The following is a 23,806-nucleotide window of genomic DNA, read 5'->3' as shown; positions in this document are numbered from 1 at the left end:
CCATTTATCTAATCACAAACTAAGGCGCAACATTTTATGAAAAACCGACATTACTTAAGGCACATACTGGCCATTACTGCGTTATTATTCAATGGAGAAGCCATTTACTCGCAAACTTATCCAATAGAAAACTACTTAAAAGCAGCAGGAGACTATGTTACTATTTACAATGGTGAAATCGAATTAACATACAGTCTTGCCCAATACGACAATCTTCCCTATTTTCAAGGTGATGAATTTACCACAGGAGAGATTATCTTCAAAGGAAACCGATACCCGGGACTGGATCTTCATTTGGATTTACACAAAGACCAACTTTGTGCACTGACTCCTGACAGCCATTACAGCATGATTATCAATAATGAAGGAATCGAACAAGTCAACCTGCACAATACTACATTTATCTATTTCCGTCCGACAAAGAAGACAGATCTCAATAAGGGATTTTACGAATTACTACAAGACGGAAAGCGACTGAGACTGCTGGCACGAAAAACATACTCCGTTGCTCAGATCAACGTAGAAAAAATAGCCAAAACCCGCAAACATCAAACTGAATATTTCATATACGGAGTAAAATATTATCTGGAATACAATGGGATATATTATCCCGTCAGTAACAACAAGTCGTTTGCCAAGATCTTTCCGGAGCAACATAAACTGATAAAACGTTACGCACGAAAACATAAACTTAATTTTCGCCATGACGCTGATGCCTCATTAATCGCTCTTACTAACTTTTGTGAAGAATTGATAGACCAAAAACAAACACGATGAAAAAAAGTACATACTTATGGATGTTGCCCCTACTATTTGCATGGCCGCAACAAATGACGGCTCAACACCCCCTCTCACTTCCTGCCGACAGTATAACTATTGACTCCTTATTGGAGACTGTAGAAAAAAATACACCCTATAGGGTTTTCAGCACTATTAGTGCTCCTTTCAAGGTTTTGGTGAAAGGAAAAGCTTCACCCCTGCAACAATTAAAAGAAGCACTTGAGCCGACTCCCTATAAATTGTCAGTATCCGGAAACAATTTATTCGTGCTGAAAGAGCAGGAACTCATCACGCTATTACCTGCTAAACTGACCGGAGAACCGGAAAAAGGCGAAAGTTATTATGGTGACGTATATACTTACCTAAGCGGAGAACCTGAAAAAGCATCTTCAGAAAACAAAGTGTATAATGTGGGAGATGTACGAATCAAGCAACCACCACGAAAAGCGGTACTCAAAGGGCAAGTTACTAACTTTAAAACCGGTGAGCCCATGATAGGCATCAATCTGATTTTAAAGGACCCATGGATTGCGACGACAACAGATGTTAAGGGAAACTTTACTCTTGAACTTCCTACCGGACACAAACAAATTGATATCAAAGGACTTAACATTAAAGATACCCGTCGACAAATTATGCTTTACAGTGATGGTACACTGGACATCGAACTTGAAGAAACTACACATATGCTGGACGAAGTAACCATTACTTCCGGACGTATACAAAATGTGAAAAGTACGCAATTAGGTGCAGAAACACTGCGTCCAACCCAATTGAAGAATATCCCGATGGCCTTGGGAGAAGTAGACATTTTAAAGATGGTACAGGCTTTACCCGGTGTAAAAACAGTAGGTGAAGCTTCAAGCGGCTTCAACGTACGTGGTGGAGCTACCGACCAGAATCTAATTCTGCTAAATGACGGAACCATCTATAACCCGAACCATTTATTCGGCTTTTTTGCAGCCTTCAATTCAGATATGGTAAAAGAAGCCGAGATATATAAAAGCAGCATCCCGGCACAATATGGTGGACGTATTTCATCCATTCTAGATATCACCGGTAAAGAAGCCAATAAAGAAAAATTCACCGGTTCGGCCGGTATCGGTCTGGTAACGAGTAAACTGAATCTGGAGATTCCGATTATCAAAGACAGAACGTCTGTATTACTAAGTGGGCGTACTACGTATTCTGACTGGATCATGAAGCAGCTTCCGGAGAAAAGCGGATACAAAAACGGTACCGCCGGCTTTTATGATTTGGCTGCTATTGTGGCACATAAATTCAATGACAAACATAGTCTTAATGTCTACGGATACTATAGTCATGACCGTTTCGCTTTCAATTCAAACGAAAAATACGGCTACAATAATCTCAATGTTTCCGCACGATGGAGAGCTGTATTTAACGAAAAACTGATAGGATACTTCTCCGCCGGATACGATCATTACGATTACAATAACCGCGAGACCGTCAATGCATCAGCTGCTTATAAACTTTCATTTGATATTAATCAGTATTTTGTCAAAGCAGACTTCACAAACATACTGGCCGATAAGCACACGCTCAACTTTGGTTTCAAGTCCATGCTCTATCATATCAATTCGGGTACTTATGAACCTGAAGGAAGTGAATCATTTGTAAAAAAGGACGTTTTACAAAAGGATAAAGCCTTGGAAACGGCATTTTATTTAGGTGATGAATGGGAAATCACTCCCAAACTATCGGTCAACGCAGGTATCCGTTACTCACTGTTCAGTGCACTCGGTCCACGTTCGTACTATCAATATGCATCAGGCATGCTCCCACACGAATCGACCATAACGGACACCATCACTGCAGGAGCAGGAAAATTCATGAAGACTTATCATGGGCCGGAATTCCGGTTATCCGCCCGGTATGCCTTCACAGATAATTTCTCGGTCAAAGCCGGATTTAACTCGATGCGGCAATATATCCATAAGTTGTCGAACACTGTCATTATGTCGCCAACGGATACATGGAAGTTGAGCGATGTGAACATCAAACCCCAAAGAGGCTGGCAAGCCGCAGCCGGACTTTATCTAAATTCTCCGAGTGGCATCTGGGAATATTCTGTGGAAGGATATTACAAACGAATGTCCGATTACCTGGATTATCGTGGAGGAGCAAAGCTACTTATGAACCACCATATTGAAACTGACGTCATCAACACGCAGGGACATGCTTATGGCGTAGAATTGCAGGTAAAAAAACAAGTCGGTAAGCTCAACGGATGGATGAGTTACACGTATTCACGTACCTTCTTGAGACAGAATGATAAACGAATTGAGAAACCGGTGAATAACGGTGACTGGTATCCTACAGAATACGATAAGCCTCACGACTTTAAGTTTGTAGGTAATTACAAATTTACGCATCGATACAGTATGTCAATCAACGTGGATTATAGCACAGGACGCCCCACTACCATACCTGCCGGACAGTATTATGATGAATCAACGCAATCGATGCGAGTTTACTATACGGAAAGAAACTCATACCGCATACCGGATTACTTTCGTACAGACATCTCTTTTAATATAGAACCCAGCCATCATCTGACCCTGTTGACACATAGTTCTATTTCGATTGGGGTATACAATGTCACCGGAAGAAAGAATGTGTATTCTATTTATTATATGCCGGAAGAAGGACAAATAAAAGGATACCAGATATCTATTTTCGGAGTTCCGATTCCTTTCATTACGTATAACATAAAATTCTAACGCCATGCTGAAATCAAAATATAAAATCTATCTGTTACTACTCTGCCTGACAGGTTGTGTTTCAGAATACAACGCACAACTACCTTCTTCCGATGAAGAATTGCTGGTAGTAACCGGCGACATTATCGCTAATACAGAAGCCATATTCTCATTAAGCAAAAGTATTCCACTATCCGAAGACATGCCGGAAGATTATCGAAACATTTATGCCAGAATTGCTGTAGTAGGCAGCGACGGCTATCGAAGTGATTTCGGAACGGCTCTTGGTGATGGTAAATACCAGGTCAGTATCGGTGAATTGCAGGATGATGTATCCTACGGAATAGAGATAGAATACGACGGAGAGATTTATACCTCGTCTCCTTCCACACCGATGGTATCTTCTGAAATAGACAGTGTTTCGTGGATACAACCAGAACCTGAACAAGCACTTTCTATACGGGTATCGACCCATGGTGATCCCGGAAAAACTCAATACTACATGTGGAACTATCGGGAAGACTGGGAGATAAGAGCCAGCTACATTACAACTTGCTACTTTGATCCGGATATGAACCGCATCTATGAAGACAGCAATTATCCAACTTTCTATTGTTGGAAAAAGGAAATATCAAGAAATATATTGATTGGCTCTACGGAAAAGTTGAAAGAACATCTGATCATAAATAATAAGCTACTCGATGTGCCGGTCAATGAAGACAGATTCACTGTACTATACAGCATACAGGTACAGCAACGGGCATTGAGTAAAGAGGGATATGAATATTACTTGAATGTACAGCAACAGAATGAAGAAATGGGAGGAATCTTTACTCCACAACCCTCTGAAATCCAAGGAAACATTAGTTGTATCAGTCAGCCTGGACGAAGGACGATCGGTTATGTAGGCGTCTATAAAAACATCTCTGAAAAGAGAATATACATTCATCCCAACGAAATTAAACGTCCTCCTCTATACAGTGGCTGTGAAGAAGTGTCGGATAGCGAAATGGATGAACAGGGCTATAGCACATATCTGATAAGATACCTTGTCGGTTATCGTCCAGTCGGTACAGGCACTCACATTGACTACTGGGCCCTACGGAGATGTACAGAATGTGAAGCCAACGGAGGAAGTAAAAACAAGCCTTCATTCTGGCCCAACGATCATCAATAACTTAAACAAAAGGAGGCAATTATGAAACGGATTTTCACACTATATCTCTTTATCTTATTCTGTCTGATTTTGCAAGCACAAGAAGAATTATATGAACGGGTATACGTACATACGGATAAAACGTGTTATTTGGCCGGTGAAGAAGTATGGCTCAAATTTTATACTATTGACACACATTTTCGCCCATCTTCTTTCAGCAAAGTGGGATACATAGAAATATCGAATACTGAACGGCCTAAAGCACAACTTAAACTGGCACTTGACAATGGGAGCGGTTCGGGCAAAGTCAAGATTCCTACAGACGCTCCTTCGGGAATTTATGAATTGACCGGATACACACGATATATGAGGAATGAAGGAGAAAAAGTGTTCTTCAGAAAATCCATTGCTGTAATTAACACTTTCCGAGTATCAGACTCCGATCCTATTGAACTAGCGGATTCTGCCGAGATATATCCGAAAGGGAAACCGGCTACCACCGAAAATATTCATATAAAAACTTCCCGGTCGAACTACAACACACGCCAACTCGTAGAATTGACCATTAATAGACTACCGGATGAAGTATCCGATCTTACTGTCTCGGTAAGCCGTAATGATTCACTGGTAACCCTCCCGCCTCTTGAAGAATCCACCTGGAGAAAACAAGTGACCGCTACTCCCGGAACATTTTCCGGAAAATGGATACCGGAATATGAAGGGCATATCATCTGCGGACAGATAGAAAGCCCTACAGGAGAAACATTGAAGCAAGTACAAAATGAACCTATATCAGCCGACATCGCTTTCGTAGGAAAAGATATACGATATGTGCAAGGACAAGTGGAATCGGGAGGAAATACACTGTTCTACACAAGCCATGTATATGGAACGAACGATGTAGTAGCCGCTGCATGGAACATTAACGGGGAACCGTTCAGAATGAACATCTTATCACCCTTCAGTGAAAAGTTACCCCAAAACCTGCCATCATTAAAACTCTATCGGAATAAAAAACGACTGTTGGAAAGGAGCATAGGTATACAGCTGCAGCAAGTCACAGTGCTCGATTCATTGGATCATGCCATTCCTCTGCAATCTTGTTATGGACTTCAACCTTATCTGAATTACAATTTGGATGAATACACACGATTCAATACAATGACAGAAACTTTCGTGGAATTCGTACGCAGTGTGATAATACGTAAAGTTAATGGAAAACGTAGATTAAGAGTACTCAAAGAAGGAGAAAAAAGATTCAATATCGGAAATACATTGGTACTGCTGGACGGTGTTCCCATTCATGACCATGAGGATATTTTAAAATATAATCCCAGATTGGTGAAGAAAATCGAAATATATAACGGCCGTTATGGATTTGGTGGTGAAGTATTCGAATGCATGATTTCACTTACTACCCAAAGAGGAGACTTACCTTCCATACAGCTTAGTGACGATTCACGACTAACGGTTTACGAGTGTCCGCAACTGCCTGTTACATTTAAGATGCCTGAATATAAAGACGCTACTGACAAAAAATCACGTAGACCGGATTTCCGCCATACGCTATACTGGAATCCCTCTGTAGAGACAGAAGCAGGAATAGATACCACACTTTCATTCTATACTTCTGACCTTGAAGGAGAATTTAAGGTGGTAGTGGAAGGCTTCACATTAAAAGGAGAGCTGATCAGAGGCGAGGTAAACTTCCATGTAAAAAAATGACCCGGCCTCAAAACTCAACGACACGAAACAAACTTGAGTCAAAATAAAAAAAGTGGGGAACACTTTTATTTAGTGTATCCCCACTTCATCATTTCATTTCTGCCGGCTTCTCTCAAACATCTTTCCAGCAGATGCATTACTACTTTTTTCATTGCTTTAAATACTAATAATAATTACCTTAATTAATACACACTGAAAACCTGAAGGGAAAAACGCTTAGAGCGTCACATATCCCCAAATGTTAGGATTGGCATTAGCCAAATTCTTTAATAAAATTCTTACAATCTTCATAATCTTTTTACCTTAAAAACTGTTACCTAAAAACTTTGTTATCCTAATTTTTATGTTTTACAACACAAAAGTAAAGCCAAAACAGATACGTTGTACTCAAAAGCAAGATAAAAACATGTTTTAAAACACATTTCTTGATGTATATCAAGAAAAAGAGTCCCGGATGGTAATCAAAAGACAAAACAGGACAATAAGGGAGTCAAAAAGACAGGCTGCAACTGACAATATCTCACATCCGAATGACAGGCCGTCATAAAGTAGACAGGAAGAAAGATAGTTTTCAAAAGTAGAAAAGACACTAAAAAGAAAAGAGGAAAGCGTTTACACCACGCTTACCTCTTTTCACTATCAATGGAATTTATTTATTTCATTGGAGTCTGCTCCAAAGTAGCAATTAAAAAGTCATAGAATTTTTGAACTGTCGGAATCAAAGCTCTTTCATCGGGAGAATGCGGAGAGCGTAGTGTTGGCCCAAATGAAATCATATCCAACCCAGGAATAATAGCTCCGATGATGCCACATTCCAATCCGGCATGAATTACTTTCACTGCCGGTTCTGTACCAAACTGCTTCTTGTAAGATTCCTTCATAGCATGTAAAATCGGAGAATTAATATCGGGTTGCCATCCGGAATAGCCTCCGGTCATCTCTACCTTCATACCTGCCATAGAAAAACAACATTCCAAACTGGTAGTCAGACATTCCTTCATACTGTCACTGGAACTGCGCGCAAGGATTTTGAAAGAGGCTTTACCTTCACCAATATTGATGATAGCTAAATTTGAAGAGGTTTCCACGGTATCGGGAATAGTAGGAATCATACGCATCACACCATTCTGGCAAGCAAAAATAGCATCGATCAGATTATCCTGGATTTCTTCAGGAACTTCTCCAGCAGGTAATTCTACCCGTTCTGCAGTAAAGCTGATAGGAGTTTCGATCGCTTTGAACTCTTCATTGAAAAGATCTTCACAATATTTCACCAAAGCCAACAATTCTTCTTCATTTTCAGCAGGAATAGTCACTACAGCATGTGCCTCGCGAGGTATGGCATTCCGCATATTTCCGCCTTCCCAGCTTGCCAGGCGGGCTTCATAAGTTGCTACTGCCTCACGTATAAAACGTACCAACAATTTGTTGGCATTGGCACGTCCCTGATTAATCTCCAATCCGGAATGTCCTCCACGAAGACCTTTCAGATTCACTCTAATAGCGATATCACCTTCTTCCGGAGCAACTTCCTTATATTCAAGAGAAGCAGTTACATCCATACCACCGGCACAGCCAATATAAAGTTCACCTTCATCTTCAGAATCAAGATTAAGCAATATTTCGCCATTCACCGTACCCGGTTTTAAGCCAAAAGCACCATACATGCCCGTTTCTTCATCTTTCGTAATCAAAGCCTCCAATGGCCCGTGTTTTAGATTCTGATCTTCAAGAACAGCCATGATAGCAGCTACACCCAAACCATTATCGGCCCCCAATGTAGTACCTTTCGCTTTTACCCATTCACCATCTATATAAGTTTCGATCGGATCTTTCTCAAAATCGTGAACTGTATCGTTATTTTTCTGCGGAACCATATCCATATGTGCCTGAAGGATAACTCCTTTACGATTCTCCATCCCCGGAGTGGCGGGTTTACGGATAATCACATTACCGGCATCATCCACAAAAGTTTTCAATCCAAGACTATTACCGAAGTTTACCAGAAATTCGGTAATTTTTTCCATATGTCCCGATGGGCGGGGAATCTGTGTCAAAGAATAAAAGTGCTTCCATACATTTTGTGGAGCTAAATCAAGAATTGTGCTCATAAATGAATTATTTATAGGTTTTAAATCAATTTCTACAGGTCAAAGCTACTAAAAAGAATGGAAAAGAAAGAATTACCGGAAGAAATTCAAATAAAAAAAGTTCAAAAAGCGGATTCAGAGATTAAATATATATCTTTCGGTACATACAATATTTAATCCGCCCCCGTCACTTCCGGTGTAAAAAAGAAATAGTCACCAATCCATAAACACCCAATAAAATAACCAGTAGAGTCTGGATGCCATGAACAATTAGTGCAAAAATCCCTGCATCCGTCGCATTTACCCCGTAAAGCATCATCATGGTAATAACGGCAAAATGCCATGGACCGGCTCCATTCGGAGTAGGCACAATTACAGCAAAGGTACCTCCAACAAACATAACCAATGCAGCAAGTAAGCCCAAATGTGCCGTAAAAGCAAAACAATAAAAAGTGAAATAAAAATGCAGGAAATAGCTAAGCCATATCAAAAAACTATAGAGTAGAAAAAGCGGAAGATTCTTCACATTACGCAGTGACATAATTCCTTCACAAACATTAAGCACAACTCCTTTCACTTTCTCAAAGAAAGAAAGCGTACGAATCAGATAGTAGAGAAGTACAATAACTCCGATTGTACAAAATAAAATAATGTAAAACCAGACAGAAGTAAGTAAATGCATGAATGAGGGGATTTTCGTTCCGGTTTGCTCAAGGAAGGTAACAAACACAGGCATTTGCAATAGAACCGTGACGCCGGTAATCAAAAGAATAGTCACAGTATCTACCAGACGTTCGGTAACCACAGTCCCTAAAGATTTAGCAAAAGAAACGTTGTCATACTTAGCAAGTACCCCGCAACGACTCACCTCACCTACCCTCGGTACAACCAAACTAGCTGCATACGAAATGAAAATGGCATCAACACAATCCCTTCTTCGGGGAAATGCTCCCAAAGGCTCCAGCGTCTGGCGCCAACGCCAACCACGAAATACCTGTGCAAATATGCCGAAAAGAAGCGAGAAAGCCATCCACCACCAGTTTGTGCCATGTTGCAAAACTTCCATAGCCTTCACAAAATCGAAGTCACGATAGACCCAATATAAGATAAAGCCTCCCAAAACCAATGGTAAGATAAGTTTCAGCGCCTTTTTTATTAGTTTCTTCATCCCTAATTCTTTATTCTTCATTTAAAAGAATTACCTTTGTCTGCTGCAAAAGTAGTTATTTAGTTGATAAATGAAATTAGTAAAGCCTAAAAAGTTTCTCGGACAACATTTCCTGAAAGACCTGAAAGTGGCACAGGACATTGCCGATACAGTAGATACATTCCCCGATTTGCCAATTTTGGAAGTCGGACCGGGAATGGGTGTGCTCACTCAGTTTCTTGTTAAGAAAGAACGGTTGGTAAAAGTTGTAGAGGTAGACTACGAATCAGTAGCCTATTTGCGAGAAGCCTATCCGTCATTGGAAGATAACATCATCGAGGATGACTTCCTGAAAATGAACTTACAACGTTTGTTCGACGGACATCCTTTCGTCTTAACTGGAAACTACCCTTACAACATATCCAGCCAAATTTTCTTCAAAATGCTGGATAACAAGGATCTGATCCCCTGCTGTACTGGAATGATTCAAAAAGAAGTAGCCGAACGCATCGCCGCCGGACCGGGTAGTAAAACGTATGGTATACTCAGCGTTCTGATACAGGCCTGGTATCGGGTAGAATATCTGTTTACAGTAAATGAACAGGTGTTCAATCCACCTCCCAAAGTGAAAAGCGCAGTCATACGAATGACACGCAACGAGACACAAGAGCTCGGTTGTGACCCCAAGCTATTTAAACAAATTGTAAAAACAACTTTCAACCAGCGTCGAAAGACATTACGAAATTCAATCAAACCGATTTTAGGTAAAGATTGCCCGTTGACAGAAGACGCCCTGTTTAATAAACGACCGGAACAACTGTCGGTACAAGAATTTATCCACCTGACAAATCAGGTGGAACAAGCACTGAAAGTTCCGATAGAACCAGTTTCTCAGATAGAAAATCCATAAAGAACCAACCGGATTATCGGACTGAACTAACAAAGTAGGAAATGTAATATACAAAACTTGTCTTCCTTATTATTATAGGAAGTTAAGTAAGGCTGTAATTATGAACGAAGAATACATTGACAACGTAAAAGAACTTATCGAAGAAAAAGATGCCGATAAGGTAAAAGAGCTTCTTATCGACCTACACCCTGCTGACATAGCGGAATTGTGTAACGAGTTGAACCCGGAAGAAGCCCGCTTCGTCTACCGATTACTTGATAATGAAACAGCTGCGGATGTACTTGTCGAAATGGATGAAGACGTTCGTAAAGAGTTTCTCGACATCCTGCCATCAGAAACTATTGCCAAACGCTTCGTTGACTATATGGATACGGACGACGCAGTAGACCTGATGCGTGAACTGGATGAAGATAAACAGGAAGAAATACTTTCGCACATTGAAGACATCGAGCAGGCAGGAGACATTGTCGACCTGCTGAAGTATGATGAAAATACTGCCGGTGGTTTGATGGGTACGGAAATGGTAACCGTCAACGAAAACTGGAGTATGCCCGAATGTCTGAAAGAGATGCGCCAACAAGCCGAAGAACTCGACGATATCTACTATGTATATGTAATAGATGATGATGAACGCCTTCGCGGAATATTTCCACTGAAAAAGATGATCACATCTCCCTCTGTATCTAAAGTAAAACATGTAATGCAGAAGGATCCTATCTCAGTACACGTAGACACCCCTATCGATGAAGTGGCACAAATTATTGAGAAATATGACTTGGTTGCCATTCCTGTTCTTGACAGTATAGGCCGACTAGTAGGACAAATCACCGTAGATGACGTCATGGACGAAGTTCGTGAACAATCAGAACGTGACTACCAGTTAGCATCCGGTCTTTCTCAAGATGTAGAAACAGACGATAATGTACTCCGCCAGACTACTGCCCGCTTACCTTGGTTGTTAATCGGTATGATTGGAGGTATTGGCAACTCTATGATATTGGGGAACTTTGATTCCACTTTTGCCGCGCATCCCGAAATGGCCCTTTACATTCCATTGATTGGTGGTACAGGCGGAAACGTAGGAACTCAATCGTCAGCTCTCGTCGTACAAGGCTTGGCCAACAGTTCCCTTGACGCCAAAAATACTTTCAAGCAAGTCAGCAAAGAAGCCGTAGTTGCCTTGATCAATGCTACGATCATCTCTTTACTGGTATATACCTATAATTTTATCCGTTTCGGAGCAACCGCCACAGTCACTTATTCGGTATCCATCAGTCTGTTCTCAGTAGTGATGTTTGCCTCCATCTTCGGTACTTTGGTTCCAATGACACTCGAAAAGATGAAAATAGATCCGGCCATAGCTACAGGACCGTTTATTGCCATTACGAACGATATCATCGGCATGATGATGTATATGGGGATTACGGTGTTATTATCGTAAAAAATGGCTCAATTAAAAAAAAATAAAGGAAAATAGTATGAAGTAATCATTTTATTTCATTAATTTGTGATCTAATGGATTTAAAGACAAATCCTGTTTTCCTAAAAACGAATATACAATGATGGACTCTCATGACACTAACCAACCTTTGAAACAAGGGGAATTAGAAGAAGAAAAAAAAGCAGTTGAGGTTTCTGAAGAAATTACAGAAACTCCGGCTGAAGAAACTATTGTGGAAAAACCGACAGAAAATGCTTCGAAACTAAGCACTAAAGAAGAGGTGCTGCTCCGGTTAAAAGAAGTTGCCCAAGATGCTGAAAATGCAAACAAGCAAGAACTGGATGGTTTAAAGCAAACTTTCTATAAAATTCATAATGCCGAAATCGAGGCTGCGAAAAAAACGTTCGTAGAGAATGGTGGTGCCGAAGAAGAATTTATTGCTCAGCCCAGTGGCGTGGAAGAAGAATTTAAAAGTTTGATGGCAGCTATTAAAGAAAAAAGAAGTGCCTTGGCAGCTGAGATTGAAAAGCAAAAGGAAGAAAATCTACAAGTTAAACTATCGATTATCGAAGAGTTGAAAGAGTTAGTGGAATCACCCGATGACGCCAACAAATCCTACAACGAATTTAAAAAGCTACAGCAGCAGTGGAACGAAGTGAAATTGGTGCCACAAGCTAAAGTGAACGAGTTATGGAAGAACTACCAGTTGCATGTTGAAAAGTTCTATGATATATTAAAACTGAATAATGAATTCAGAGAATACGACTTCAGAAAAAACCTGGAGATTAAAACACATCTCTGTGAAGCTGCCGAAAAGTTGGCCGATGAACAAGATGTAGTCTCCGCTTTCCATCAATTACAGAAACTACATCAGGAGTTCCGTGACACCGGTCCTGTCGCCAAAGAATTACGTGACGAAATATGGAATCGCTTTAAAGCCGCTTCTACAGCCGTCAACCGTCGCCATCAGCAGCATTTCGAAGCTCTAAAAGAGACCGAACAACATAATTTGGATCAGAAAACAGTTATCTGTGAAATAGTAGAAGCTATTGAGTTTGACCAATTGAAAACATTTGCGGCATGGGAAACCAAGACACAAGAGGTGATCGCCCTGCAAAACAAATGGAAAACAATTGGTTTTGCTCCGCAGAAAATGAACGTGAAAATCTTTGAGCGTTTCCGTAAAGCTTGTGACGAATTCTTTAAAAAGAAAGGAGAATTCTTCAAGTTGCTGAAAGAAGGTATGAATGCTAATCTGGAAAAGAAAAAGGCATTGTGCGAAAAAGCAGAATCTCTGAAAGATAGTACAGAATGGAAAGAAACGGCTGAAATCTTAACCAAGCTCCAAAAGGAATGGAAAACAATTGGCCCTGTTTCTAAAAAATACTCGGACGCTGTTTGGAAACGTTTCATTACTGCATGTGATTATTTCTTTGAGCAAAAAGGCAAGGCCACTTCTTCTCAACGTTCTGTAGAACAAGAGAATCTAGAAAAGAAAAAGGCAATCATTGCCCGCTTAACTGCTATTGACGAAACGACGGATGCCGATGAAGCAAGCAAAGAGGTTCGTGAATTGATGAAAGAATGGAATGGTATCGGACATGTACCGTTTAAAGAGAAAGACAGGCTTTATAAACAATATCACGGTTTGATTGACCAACTTTTCGATCGATTTAATATCAGTGCATCGAACAAGAAACTGAGTAATTTCAAATCTTCTATCGGCAATATTCAAAGTGGAGGCTCCCAGTCACTCTACCGTGAACGTGAGAAATTAGTCCGTACATACGAAAACATGAAAAATGAACTCCAAACTTATGAAAATAATTTGGGCTTCCTGACTACCTCTTCTAAGAAAGGAAATAGTCTTTTGACAGAAATCAACCGCAAGGTGGAAAAATTAAAATCCGACTTAGAATTAGTATTGCAGAAAATAAAAGTAATCGATGAATCAATCAAAGAAGAATAAAGGAAAATAATTTTAGTTCTATGTAAAAGGCGTATCAAAGGGATTTTGAATCTCTTTGATACGCCTTTTCTAAATTCAAGTGTTACACATTAAAAACAGGCATAAACATTCCCCATTTACCTACATAATATCAACAGATTATATTATTTCGTTTGCAATCCTACCACCGGATCGGACAGAAAAAAAGTCTAAAACTACAGTTTGAAAGAACGACAAGAAACGGTTCTCTGCCACCGGAGATATTACCGAACAACTGTTTTATCGAAAAGACTTGAAAGGATAAAAAATCCCTCTAAAACTGCGGTTTTAGAGGGATTTTACTTATTTATAATGTAAATTTGTTGGGCTATCTGGACTCGAACCAGAAATGACAGGACCAGAATCTGTAGTGTTACCATTACACCATAGCCCAATGTGACTTACGATCAACATCTCTTGTTTCTCGTTTGCGGTTGCAAAGGTACAAAGTTTTTTTTAATCACAAATACTTTTCGCTCTTTTTTTCTAAAAAAATATCTAATATGCCGGATTCCAAAGAGATGCATCCCTAAAAAAAAAACAAAAAATGAAATAGATTTAGCACATTACTTTCATTGATACAATAAATCAGCGTATATTTGTAAAAAATATCACGTTTATGACAAGAAAACAAAGAATCCCCTTTCCTTGTTATAAACAGAAACTGAACATTGATTATTTAATTTCAACCTATAAATGAACGAAACGAAAGTATTAATAGAAAAGATAACCGAAGGTATACAAGAAAAAAAAGGTAAAAACATTGTCATAGCAGACCTGACAAACATAGACGACACGATATGCAAATACTTTGTAATCTGTCAGGGGAACTCTCCCAGCCAGGTCATTGCCATTGTAGATTCCATAAAAGAATTTACCCGCAAAGGTGCCGGCACCAAACCCTCTGCCATCGACGGACAGCGAAATGCAGAATGGGTAGCTATGGACTTTTCAGATGTATTAGTACATGTATTCCTACCGGAAGCCAGAAACTTTTATAATTTGGAGCACCTGTGGGCAGATGCCAAGTTAACTACAATTCCCGACATTGATTAATCTATCAGTATGGACAATAACAGCAAGAAACCCAACAATAAAGTAAATATGCCCAAGTTCAACCTGAACTGGATGTATATGATTATCGCCCTAATGCTTTTAGGGCTGTATTTCGCTAACGGAAGCAGTTCTATCAGTAAGAACATCTCTTACGATGAGTTCCAGCAGTACGTACGTGACGGCTATGTAAGTAAAGTGATCGGTTATGATGATAATTCGGTCGAGATTTATATCAAACCCCAGTATGTAGGAACCGTATTCAAACAAGATTCCACCCGTGTAGGCCGGAATCCGATGATCACTACGGAAGCCCCTTCACGCGAGAACCTGGATAACTTTCTACAAAAAGAAAAAGAGGAGACGCACTTTGACGGTTCTGTCAGCTATGATAAGAAAAAAGACTATTTCAGTGCAATACTTTGGAATGTACTGCCGATTGTTTTCCTGATTGCTTTATGGATATTCTTCATGCGACGCATGGGCAGTGGTGCCAGCGGAGGTGCAGGCGGAGTATTCAATGTAGGAAAGTCGAAAGCCCAGCTTTTTGAAAAAGGCGGTTCCATCAAAGTAACTTTCAAAGATGTAGCCGGACTGGCAGAAGCCAAACAAGAAGTAGAAGAAATTGTGGAATTCCTGAAAGAGCCCCAGAAATATACTGACCTGGGAGGTAAAATTCCTAAAGGCGCTCTATTGGTGGGCCCTCCGGGAACAGGTAAAACGTTGCTTGCGAAAGCTGTGGCCGGTGAAGCCAATGTACCTTTCTTCTCTTTGGCCGGTTCCGATTTCGTTGAAATGTTTGTCGGTGTAGGTGCATCCCGTGTACGCGACCTCTTCAAACAAGCTAAAGAGAAAGCTCCTTGTATCGTTTTCATCGACGAGATTGATGCTGTAGGACGTGCTCGCGGTAAGAATCCTGCAATGGGCGGAAATGATGAACGTGAAAATACGTTGAACCAGTTGCTGACGGAAATGGATGGTTTCGGCTCAAATAGCGGTGTTATTATCCTGGCAGCCACCAACCGTGTGGATGTACTAGACAAGGCATTGCTCCGTGCCGGACGTTTCGACCGACAAATCCATGTAGATTTACCTGATCTGAACGAACGTAAAGAAGTATTTGGCGTACACTTGCGCCCCATCAAAATAGACGATACGGTAGATGTAGACTTACTGGCACGCCAGACACCCGGATTTTCGGGTGCAGACATTGCCAATGTATGTAATGAAGCTGCTCTGATCGCCGCGCGTCACGGAAAGAAATTCGTAGGCAAGCAAGACTTTCTGGACGCAGTAGACCGTATTATCGGCGGACTTGAAAAGAAAACAAAGATTACTACGGAAGCCGAACGTCGGTCTATTGCCCTGCACGAGGCCGGACACGCCAGCATTTCCTGGTTATTGGAATATGCCAATCCATTGATTAAGGTAACTATCGTCCCCCGCGGGCGGGCCTTGGGCGCTGCCTGGTATCTGCCGGAAGAAAGACAGATCACGACTAAAGAGCAAATGCTCGACGAGATGTGTGCTACTTTGGGCGGGCGTGCTGCCGAAGACCTTTTCATCGGCCGTGTATCAAGCGGAGCTGCTAACGATCTTGAGCGCGTAACCAAACAGGCGTATGGCATGATCGCATATTTGGGTATGAGTGAAAAGCTACCCAATTTATGCTATTATAATAATGATGAGTATTCATTCCAGCGTCCATATAGTGAAAAAACTGCCGAACTGATTGACGAAGAGGTCAAAAGAATGGTAAACGAACAGTATGAACGTGCCAAACAGATTCTCTCGGAACACAAAGAGCAACACAACGAATTGGCACAGCTACTGATCGATAAAGAAGTCATCTTTGCTGAGGATGTAGAACGTATCTTTGGAAAACGTCCTTGGGCTTCTCGTTCGGAGGAAATCATGGCAGCCAATAACAAACAAGAAAACGCCGTTCATCCTGCAGATGGAGAAGATGTAGACACAACTACTCCGCAAGCAACAGAGTCTCAAGAGGGCAATACGCAACAAGAGTCAGCGGCATCACAAAACTAAAAACGTAGCAACACCTTGAAGAACAACTTTTTACAACGCGCCATAACAGGAATATTATTCGTAGCCATCATAGTGGGTTGTATACTATATGATCCACTGGCTTTCGGCACTCTTTTTGTCATTGTCAGCGCTCTGACTATACGCGAATTCGGACATCTCGTCAACCAATCGGGAGAGGTAAGCATCAACCGGACTATCACCATGTTGGGAGGAGCTTATCTGTTTCTGGCCATTATGGGTTTCTGTATCGACGCTGCCGGTTCTAAAATATTTATTCCTTATCTGATATTAATCATTTATCTGATGGTAAGCGAGTTATATCTCAAAAAGAAGAATCCGGTTTTAAACTGGGCTTACTCCATGCTGAGCCAGATGTACATCGCGCTTCCCTTTGCCATGCTGAATGTGCTTGCTTTCCAGAATGATCCGGAAGCAAGCAGCGTATCATACAATCCGATATTGCCTCTATCCATCTTTGTCTTTTTATGGCTGAATGATACGGGGGCATATTGTTTCGGATCACTTTTCGGCAAACACCGCCTGTTTGAACGCATATCACCTAAAAAATCATGGGAAGGTTCCATTGGCGGAGGTATTGTAGCCATTGCCTCTTCATTTGTTTTTGCCTGCTACTTCCCCATCATGACATGGGCAGAATGGGCGGGACTGGCATTGGTAGTTGTCATTTTCGGAACTTGGGGTGACCTGACAGAGTCTCTGCTGAAACGCCAATTGCAGATTAAAGATTCAGGAAGTATTCTACCCGGACATGGAGGTATGCTCGATCGCTTCGACAGTTCACTAATGGCTATACCGGCAGGCGTTATTTACCTATATGCACTGACATTGGTCTAAAGCAGACAAAAAAATAAGTCACAAAAAAATAACGGGCTACAAACACCAAGTACCCTGCAAAAGATAGCAGAAACTTATTGTTTGTAGCCCGTTATTCTTTTAACTAACCTTCTTTTATTTTATTTGCACTTCATCCGAAAGCGTCACCTGCTTTGCTTCCTCCGGCATTGACTGACCCTTTAAGTTAAAGACCACTTCCGTTTCCCCGTCCTTTACGGAATTCAATTTCACCTTAATGCCTTTCTTACCGGTCAGATCCAATGAATTCAAGTTGAAAGATACGGCACCATTCGCCTGGCGAGCGGTCACATCATCGTATGTTTTATAGCGAAGTTCCAAATGGATGTATCCATCATCCTCTCCCTCAGCAACTGTAGCCCGCATATCACGAACCAGACTGACAAGATGCTTCTCCTTAACCGGTAAATTCTGACGGAAAATGACATTCAGGTATCCCCCGCCGATCCACATCATATCCTTGTTAACCCAAACCGGATCATTCCCAAATTCCGATTCATTCTCAGCCGTCAAATCTTCTACCTGTTTGGTCAGGACATTATAATTATGCTCTACCTTCACAGCATGATCATATCCTTCATAATTATCGTAAAGTGGGTTGAAGTAAGTAATCACCCGTTGCCCGTCTATCGGCTTATAAAATGGAATAGCAGTTGCAGCCGGCCAAAGAGTTCCCCAACGGTCAGCATTCAGCGAATAAGTGTCGCCACCGACCACACGTACCGTAGCCCAATCTACCGCTATATCTCCCAATGAATAGCCATCATTATCGTCACACGATTGCAATGCCGGCAGCATCAGTGTCAACATTGCCATCCAAAGTAGTTTTATTTTTTTCATCTCTTTTTTTAGTTAATCCTTATATCCTATAAATAAAAAAACCGGGCATTTACTGCACCGGTCTCCTGTTTATTATTGAATAAAAAACTATTTTTTAAGCAATTTCACCATTTCACGAGCTGCATGCCGGGGGGCTCCGGCCGGTCCGAGTAACCGTGCCATCTCTTCGTAACCGTCCAACATTTTGCGACGATAATCCTCCCGAAACAGCAAACACTCCAATTCGGCCCGCATATTCTCTACCGTCATCGTATCGGCCACCAACTCCCTGACAACTTCACGTCCGGCAATCAGATTGACCAACGAGATAAACTTCACCTTCAAAATATGCCTTCGGAGAAAAGACACCAATTTGCCCACCGGAGTATGATAACAAACCACCTGAGGAACACGGAAAAGAGCTGTCTCGAGAGTAGCCGTACCGGAAGTAACCAAGGCAACATCCGCCTGTTGGAGCAAACGATAAGTCCGGTCAAAAATCACCGCCAGTTCCGTTCCTTTTACAAATTTGGCATAGTATTCCGGAGAAATGCCCGGAGCAGCTGCCAGCACAAGCTGATAACCGGGAAAAGCTGAAGCAGCCCGGATCATATCGGGCAGATTATCCTTAATCTCCTGTTTTCTGCTACCTGCAAGCAAAGCTATGATAGGTTTATCTGCCAATTCACTATCGGCAATAAAATCGGCAAAGGACTCCTGATGCGACGCCTTGAAGGCGGTCACCTCATCTACCGTCGGATTTCCCACATAATGAATGGGATATCGATGTCCCTTGAAAAATCCTACCTCAAAAGGAAGTATGGAAAAAAGCTCGTCCACATCTCTTTTTATATTCTTGATCCGATACTCTTTCCATGCCCAAATCTTGGGAGAGATATAATAATAAACCGGTATCTTTGTTTTCGCATGCACAAACTTAGCAATATCGAGATTAAAGCCCGGATAATCCACCAGAATGACCACATCGGGCGACCACGCCACGATGTCCTCCTTGCATCTCTTCATGTTGGCAAAAATGGTCGGCAAATGTAGCAGCACAGGGATAAACCCCATGTAGGCCAACTCTTTATAATGCTTCACCATTGTTCCTCCCACGGCAGCCATCAAATCACCGCCAAAGAAGCGAAATTCAGCTTCCGGGTCTTCCTCTTTCAGTGCAGCCATCAAGTGGGAAGCATGCAAATCGCCCGAAGCCTCGCCAACAATCAGATAATATTTCATAATTCCCAGGATTTCAGTTCATCCATAAAATGATAAGCAGTCATATCCACTACAGTAGGTGTAATCGCTACGTATCCATTAGCCAGTGCCCAGTGATCATTCTTTTCGTTTTCCGGTTCATGATCGATAAATTCTCCGGTTAACCAATAGAAATTCGCATCGTCTCTCCGGGGGCAAGCCTGCCATTCTCCGCTCCAATGTCCTTTGGCCTGTTCGCAGATTCTCACCCCTTTTATCTCCTGAGTATTAGGAAAATTCACATTGAGGCAAGTCAGTGGCGGAAGTCCTTTCTCAAGCACCATCGCAGCTATTCTCCGGACATAAGGTCCTGCTGCATCAAAATCAGCTCCGGGGGCATGGTCACAAATAGAGAAACCGATAGAAGGAATCCCATTGAGACAACCTTCGATCACGATCCCCATCGTACCGGAATAGTGCACATTGGTAGCGGAATTGTCACCATGGTTGATTCCACCAACAACCAGGTCCGGCTTCCGGTCGAGTATCTGATTCCGTGCCAGTTTTATGCAGTCGGTCGGTGTACCGGAACATTTATAAACAGTCAGTCCCACATCTTTCTTTAATAACTGATAGTGCACCGGCTGTGTCACCGTCAATGCACATCCACTGCCGGAACGAGGGGCATCCGGGGCCATTACCACTATCTCGCCCAGCGGGCGGAGGAATTTTATCAGTTCACTAATACCTTTTGCCATGATGCCGTCGTCATTGGAGACGAGGATCAGAGGTCTTTTATTTTCCATACAATCTACCTTATCTGTTATTTTATGTTTTCGAAATGCACAAAAGTAACAAAAAGAACTTGTATCGACAACAGAACCAAATAGGAAAGCGAAAGTCTCTTCATTTTCCATAGATGATAACTATAAAAGAGAGGAATAAAAACATCCGGGTGTTTTACACAACAACATCCGGATGTTTTAAGATAGAACATGGGGATGTTATTATCCAAAACATGGGGATGTTTTTCCACTTCTCTTTTCATGTAAACCCAGAAAGGGTCTGATGTTTAGCCATGCAGACTACCCGTTTACAAATCTTAATCTTCTGCAAGTGAGTAAAAAAAGGAATCGATATTCAATTTTAATACGTATATTTGCAAGCTAAAAAGAGAAAAAATGCCCGTATCTCACCTGGCAGTTATTAACAAAACAGGTGACTTATCAACAGATTAAGCAAAGTTTCTATTTTTTAGTAGGCGCTCTGAGGATTTATCACTTATTTCGCTGCCAATAAATTTAGATAATATGGGAAAAATAATTGCTTTGGCCAATCAAAAAGGTGGTGTAGGAAAAACAACGACTACGATTAACCTCGCAGCTTCGCTGGCTACGCTCGAAAAGAAAGTACTGGTTGTTGATGCAGACCCACAGGCAAATGCCTCTTCCGGATTGGGAGTCGACATCAAGCAATCTGAATGTACTATCTACGAATGCATTATCGACAGAGCCAACGTACAGGACGCTATTCATGACACCGAAATTGATTCGTTGAAAGTCATTTCATCGCACATTAATCTCGTAGGCGCCGAAATAGAAATGCTAAATCTCAAAAACCGCGAAAAGATACTGAAAGAAGTGCTGACTCCGTTAAAGGAAGAGTATGATTATATTTTGATAGACTGCTCTCCTTCGCTGGGACTGATCACAATCAACGCCCTCACGGCGGCCGATTCGGTGATTATCCCCGTACAAGCGGAATATTTTGCCCTTGAGGGAATCAGCAAACTGCTGAATACCATCAAGATCATCAAATCGAAACTGAACCCGGCACTCGAAATAGAAGGTTTTCTGCTGACCATGTACGACTCACGTCTGCGTCAAGCCAACCAAATCTATGATGAAGTGAAACGCCACTTCCAAGAACTGGTGTTCAAAACCGTCATCCAGCGTAACGTAAAACTGAGTGAAGCCCCCAGCTACGGTCTCCCCACCATCTTATATGATGCAGAGTCCACCGGAGCGAAAAATCATTTGGCGCTGGCTAAAGAACTAATAAGCAGAAACAGTAAATAAACGAAGATATGGCAACACAGAGAAGAAATGCATTAGGCCGCGGGCTGGACGCCCTACTCTCCATGGAAGAGGTGAAAACCGAAGGTTCTTCGTCTATTAACGAAATAGAACTGTCGAAAATCTCCGTCAACCCCAACCAACCACGCCGTGAGTTTGATGAAACGGCACTGGAGGAGTTGGCCGATTCGATCAGAGAAATAGGAATTATCCAACCCATCACCTTACGTAAAGTCTCGGACGACGAGTACCAGATTATTGCCGGAGAACGCCGCTACCGCGCCTCTCAGAAAGCCGGACTGGATACTATTCCCGCATATATCCGGACAGCCGATGATGAAAACGTGATGGAAATGGCGCTGATAGAGAATATCCAGCGTGAGGATCTTAATTCAGTGGAAATCGCACTGGCCTACCAGCACCTGATAGAGCAATATGACCTGACACAGGAACGGCTGAGTGAACGTGTCGGCAAGAAGCGTACGACCATTGCCAACTATCTGCGCCTGCTGAAACTGCCGGCACCGATACAAATGGCCCTGCAAAACAAGCAGATAGACATGGGACACGCCCGGGCACTGATCACATTAGGCGATCCGAAACTACAAGTTAAAATATTCGAAGAGATTCTGGAACACGGATACTCCGTTCGCAAAGTAGAAGAGATCGTGAAATCGCTGAGCGAGGGAGAAGCCGTAAAGAGCGGAACCAAAAAGATAACCCCGAAACGGGCCAAACTGCCCGAAGAATTCAATATGCTGAAACAGCACCTTTCGGGATTCTTTAACACCAAGGTACAACTGACCTGTTCTGAAAAGGGAAAAGGAAAAATAAGCATCCCCTTCAGCAATGAAGAAGAGTTGGAACGTATCATGGAAATCTTCGATTCACTGAAGAAATAAATGGCAAAAAAAACTAAAACATACCCGTTATACATTGCCCTGCTTCTCTGTTTCTTTCAGGTAGCAGGGATTGATGTGTATGCACAGGAGCCTGTCAAAGTATCCCAAGACTCCATTTCTCCGGTACGCGAAGCCCCCAAAGCACGGGCACGCCGCCATCGCGAGCCGGTCGTTTCTACTCCGGCCACCGACAGCGTGAAAGTGGAGAAAGCAGTCGTCCTCCCACCGATAGACAGTTTGGAGAACCTGAAACCCGCCATCGTTACGGCAGACAGCCTGGAGGAAGTCAACCGACAGAACCTGGAAAGGATAGAAACACCCGTCATGCCATCGGTCGTAAAGGCAGATAGCCTGCCACCCGTCATGCCCAAGAAGCTTTTCGTACCTAATCCGACGAAAGCCACCTGGTATGCCATCGTATTTCCGGGCGGAGGACAAATTTATAACCGCAAATACTGGAAGTTACCTATTATATATGGTGGATTTGCCGGATGTGCTTACGCATTGAGCTGGAATGGGAAAATGTATAAAGACTATGCTCAGGCGTATATGGATATTATGGATAACAATCCTAATACCAACAGTTTTCAGGATTTGCTTCCTCCGAATCATAACTATACCGATACGCAACTGAAAGACCTGCTCCGCAAACGAAAGGACACATACCGGCGCTATCGGGATCTCAGTATATTCGCCGTCATCGGTGTATATCTGATTTCCATCATCGACGCCTATGTGGATGCGGAACTATCGAATTTCGACATATCACCCGACCTGAGTATGAGGGTGGAACCTACTATTATAAATAACAACCCGTTGCAACCCGGCAGCAAGTCGGTAGGCGTGCAATGCAGCCTCAGATTTTAACCCATGAAGATT

Annotated in this window: 18 protein-coding genes and 1 tRNA gene; 13 read left to right on the top strand and 6 right to left on the bottom strand. The window is 42.0% G+C overall.

The genetic code is table 11. From position 1 onward, the window contains the following. The first annotated feature begins 36 nt into the window (after positions 1-36). The 4 genes from BSHG_RS13895 to BSHG_RS13910 are packed head-to-tail and all read left to right on the top strand — an operon-like array spanning position 37 to position 6,384. A complete protein-coding gene (locus BSHG_RS13895) occupies positions 37-777 on the top strand; it encodes a hypothetical protein (protein WP_005801398.1) in 741 nt (246 codons plus the stop codon). Beyond that, on the top strand, positions 774-3,524 hold the full coding sequence (locus tag BSHG_RS13900; protein WP_008658573.1) for a TonB-dependent receptor domain-containing protein: 2,751 nt from the start codon (positions 774-776) through the stop codon (positions 3,522-3,524). The genes BSHG_RS13895 and BSHG_RS13900 overlap by 4 nt, the downstream gene beginning before the upstream one ends. Positions 3,525-3,528: 4 nt before the next feature. Beyond that, entirely contained in the window at positions 3,529-4,680 is a 1,152-nt protein-coding gene (locus BSHG_RS13905; RefSeq protein WP_008658567.1) for a DUF4249 domain-containing protein, read from the top strand. Between the two features lie 21 nt (positions 4,681-4,701). After that, entirely contained in the window at positions 4,702-6,384 is a 1,683-nt protein-coding gene (locus tag BSHG_RS13910) for a hypothetical protein (protein WP_005784874.1), read from the top strand. Positions 6,385-7,037: 653 nt separating this feature from the next. On the opposite strand, the gene BSHG_RS13915 is transcribed toward BSHG_RS13910, so the two are convergent. Both BSHG_RS13915 and BSHG_RS13920 read right to left on the bottom strand, forming a co-directional pair. Continuing rightward, positions 7,038-8,495 (bottom strand): aminoacyl-histidine dipeptidase, encoded by a 1,458-nt coding sequence (locus BSHG_RS13915; RefSeq protein WP_005784872.1) that lies wholly within the window; start codon positions 8,493-8,495, stop codon positions 7,038-7,040. A 166-nt stretch (positions 8,496-8,661) separates the two neighbouring features. After that, positions 8,662-9,663, bottom strand: a complete 1,002-nt coding sequence (locus tag BSHG_RS13920) for a lysylphosphatidylglycerol synthase transmembrane domain-containing protein (RefSeq protein ID WP_008658564.1) — start codon at positions 9,661-9,663, stop codon at positions 8,662-8,664. Positions 9,664-9,712: 49 nt separating this feature from the next. On the opposite strand from BSHG_RS13920, the gene rsmA reads away from it, so the two are divergent. From rsmA to BSHG_RS13935, 3 genes are all read left to right on the top strand, one after another. After that, the gene (gene rsmA, locus BSHG_RS13925) at positions 9,713-10,531 is read left to right on the top strand and encodes a 16S rRNA (adenine(1518)-N(6)/adenine(1519)-N(6))-dimethyltransferase RsmA (protein ID WP_005784867.1); all 819 of its coding nucleotides are present in this window, start codon (positions 9,713-9,715) and stop codon (positions 10,529-10,531) included. A 100-nt stretch (positions 10,532-10,631) separates the two neighbouring features. Further along, positions 10,632-11,972: a magnesium transporter gene (gene mgtE / locus BSHG_RS13930; protein ID WP_005784864.1), complete on the top strand. Its 1,341-nt coding sequence runs from the start codon at positions 10,632-10,634 to the stop codon at positions 11,970-11,972. Between the two features lie 118 nt (positions 11,973-12,090). Further along, on the top strand, positions 12,091-13,941 hold the full coding sequence (locus tag BSHG_RS13935) for a DUF349 domain-containing protein (RefSeq protein ID WP_005784863.1): 1,851 nt from the start codon (positions 12,091-12,093) through the stop codon (positions 13,939-13,941). Between the two features lie 341 nt (positions 13,942-14,282). Here the strand turns inward: BSHG_RS13935 and BSHG_RS13940 are convergent. Then, a tRNA-Gln gene (locus tag BSHG_RS13940) sits at positions 14,283-14,353 on the bottom strand. Positions 14,354-14,655: 302 nt separating this feature from the next. Between BSHG_RS13940 and rsfS the strand changes: the two genes are divergently transcribed. From rsfS to BSHG_RS13955, 3 genes are read left to right on the top strand one after another with little or no spacing between them, the layout of a single operon-like run. Further along, complete coding sequence (rsfS, locus tag BSHG_RS13945) at positions 14,656-15,015, top strand: ribosome silencing factor (protein ID WP_005784862.1); 360 nt, start codon at positions 14,656-14,658, stop codon at positions 15,013-15,015. A 48-nt stretch (positions 15,016-15,063) separates the two neighbouring features. Beyond that, entirely contained in the window at positions 15,064-17,058 is a 1,995-nt protein-coding gene (gene ftsH, locus BSHG_RS13950; RefSeq protein ID WP_008658560.1) for an ATP-dependent zinc metalloprotease FtsH, read from the top strand. A gap of 15 nt (positions 17,059-17,073) precedes the next feature. Further along, positions 17,074-17,913: a phosphatidate cytidylyltransferase gene (locus BSHG_RS13955; protein ID WP_005796208.1), complete on the top strand. Its 840-nt coding sequence runs from the start codon at positions 17,074-17,076 to the stop codon at positions 17,911-17,913. A gap of 114 nt (positions 17,914-18,027) precedes the next feature. Here the strand turns inward: BSHG_RS13955 and BSHG_RS13960 are convergent, their stop codons facing one another. The 3 genes from BSHG_RS13960 to surE all read right to left on the bottom strand — a co-directional run bounded on the left by BSHG_RS13960 (position 18,028) and on the right by surE (position 20,756). Further along, a complete protein-coding gene (locus tag BSHG_RS13960) occupies positions 18,028-18,771 on the bottom strand; it encodes a NigD-like protein (RefSeq protein ID WP_032497346.1) in 744 nt (247 codons plus the stop codon). A gap of 87 nt (positions 18,772-18,858) precedes the next feature. Next, the gene (gene lpxB, locus BSHG_RS13965) at positions 18,859-19,992 is read right to left on the bottom strand and encodes a lipid-A-disaccharide synthase (RefSeq protein ID WP_005784854.1); all 1,134 of its coding nucleotides are present in this window, start codon (positions 19,990-19,992) and stop codon (positions 18,859-18,861) included. Then, positions 19,989-20,756, bottom strand: a complete 768-nt coding sequence (gene surE / locus BSHG_RS13970; protein ID WP_005784852.1) for a 5'/3'-nucleotidase SurE — start codon at positions 20,754-20,756, stop codon at positions 19,989-19,991. Before surE ends, lpxB begins: the two co-directional genes overlap by 4 nt. A 504-nt stretch (positions 20,757-21,260) precedes the next feature. On the opposite strand from surE, the gene BSHG_RS0220195 reads away from it, so the two are divergent. From BSHG_RS0220195 to BSHG_RS13980, 3 genes are read left to right on the top strand one after another with little or no spacing between them, the layout of a single operon-like run. After that, positions 21,261-22,028, top strand: coding sequence for a ParA family protein (locus BSHG_RS0220195; protein ID WP_005784850.1), 768 nt, complete (start codon positions 21,261-21,263; stop codon positions 22,026-22,028). A gap of 8 nt (positions 22,029-22,036) precedes the next feature. Then, positions 22,037-22,927, top strand: coding sequence for a ParB/RepB/Spo0J family partition protein (locus tag BSHG_RS13975; RefSeq protein WP_005775476.1), 891 nt, complete (start codon positions 22,037-22,039; stop codon positions 22,925-22,927). Next, positions 22,928-23,794: a DUF5683 domain-containing protein gene (locus tag BSHG_RS13980; protein ID WP_005784846.1), complete on the top strand. Its 867-nt coding sequence runs from the start codon at positions 22,928-22,930 to the stop codon at positions 23,792-23,794. The last annotated feature ends 12 nt before the right edge of the window (positions 23,795-23,806 follow it).

The sequence above is a fragment of the Bacteroides sp. 3_2_5 genome (genome assembly GCF_000159855.2).
In the GTDB taxonomy this organism is placed as follows: domain Bacteria; phylum Bacteroidota; class Bacteroidia; order Bacteroidales; family Bacteroidaceae; genus Bacteroides; species Bacteroides fragilis.
This window is presented reverse-complemented; position numbering and strand designations above follow the sequence as displayed.

Excerpts from the sequence above, each read along its gene's own strand:
- BSHG_RS13895 (WP_005801398.1), top strand. The coding sequence starts at position 37 with ATGAAAAACCGACATTACTTAAGGCACATACTGGCCATTACTGCGTTA.
- BSHG_RS13900 (WP_008658573.1), top strand. The coding sequence starts at position 774 with ATGAAAAAAAGTACATACTTATGGATGTTGCCCCTACTATTTGCATGG.
- BSHG_RS13905 (WP_008658567.1), top strand. The coding sequence starts at position 3,529 with ATGCTGAAATCAAAATATAAAATCTATCTGTTACTACTCTGCCTGACA.
- BSHG_RS13910 (WP_005784874.1), top strand. The coding sequence starts at position 4,702 with ATGAAACGGATTTTCACACTATATCTCTTTATCTTATTCTGTCTGATT.
- BSHG_RS13915 (WP_005784872.1), bottom strand. The coding sequence starts at position 8,495 with ATGAGCACAATTCTTGATTTAGCTCCACAAAATGTATGGAAGCACTTT.
- BSHG_RS13920 (WP_008658564.1), bottom strand. The coding sequence starts at position 9,663 with ATGAAGAATAAAGAATTAGGGATGAAGAAACTAATAAAAAAGGCGCTG.
- rsmA (WP_005784867.1), top strand. The coding sequence starts at position 9,713 with ATGAAATTAGTAAAGCCTAAAAAGTTTCTCGGACAACATTTCCTGAAA.
- mgtE (WP_005784864.1), top strand. The coding sequence starts at position 10,632 with ATGAACGAAGAATACATTGACAACGTAAAAGAACTTATCGAAGAAAAA.
- BSHG_RS13935 (WP_005784863.1), top strand. The coding sequence starts at position 12,091 with ATGATGGACTCTCATGACACTAACCAACCTTTGAAACAAGGGGAATTA.
- rsfS (WP_005784862.1), top strand. The coding sequence starts at position 14,656 with ATGAACGAAACGAAAGTATTAATAGAAAAGATAACCGAAGGTATACAA.
- ftsH (WP_008658560.1), top strand. The coding sequence starts at position 15,064 with ATGCCCAAGTTCAACCTGAACTGGATGTATATGATTATCGCCCTAATG.
- BSHG_RS13960 (WP_032497346.1), bottom strand. The coding sequence starts at position 18,771 with ATGAAAAAAATAAAACTACTTTGGATGGCAATGTTGACACTGATGCTG.
- lpxB (WP_005784854.1), bottom strand. The coding sequence starts at position 19,992 with ATGAAATATTATCTGATTGTTGGCGAGGCTTCGGGCGATTTGCATGCT.
- surE (WP_005784852.1), bottom strand. The coding sequence starts at position 20,756 with ATGGAAAATAAAAGACCTCTGATCCTCGTCTCCAATGACGACGGCATC.
- BSHG_RS0220195 (WP_005784850.1), top strand. The coding sequence starts at position 21,261 with ATGGGAAAAATAATTGCTTTGGCCAATCAAAAAGGTGGTGTAGGAAAA.
- BSHG_RS13975 (WP_005775476.1), top strand. The coding sequence starts at position 22,037 with ATGGCAACACAGAGAAGAAATGCATTAGGCCGCGGGCTGGACGCCCTA.
- BSHG_RS13980 (WP_005784846.1), top strand. The coding sequence starts at position 22,928 with ATGGCAAAAAAAACTAAAACATACCCGTTATACATTGCCCTGCTTCTC.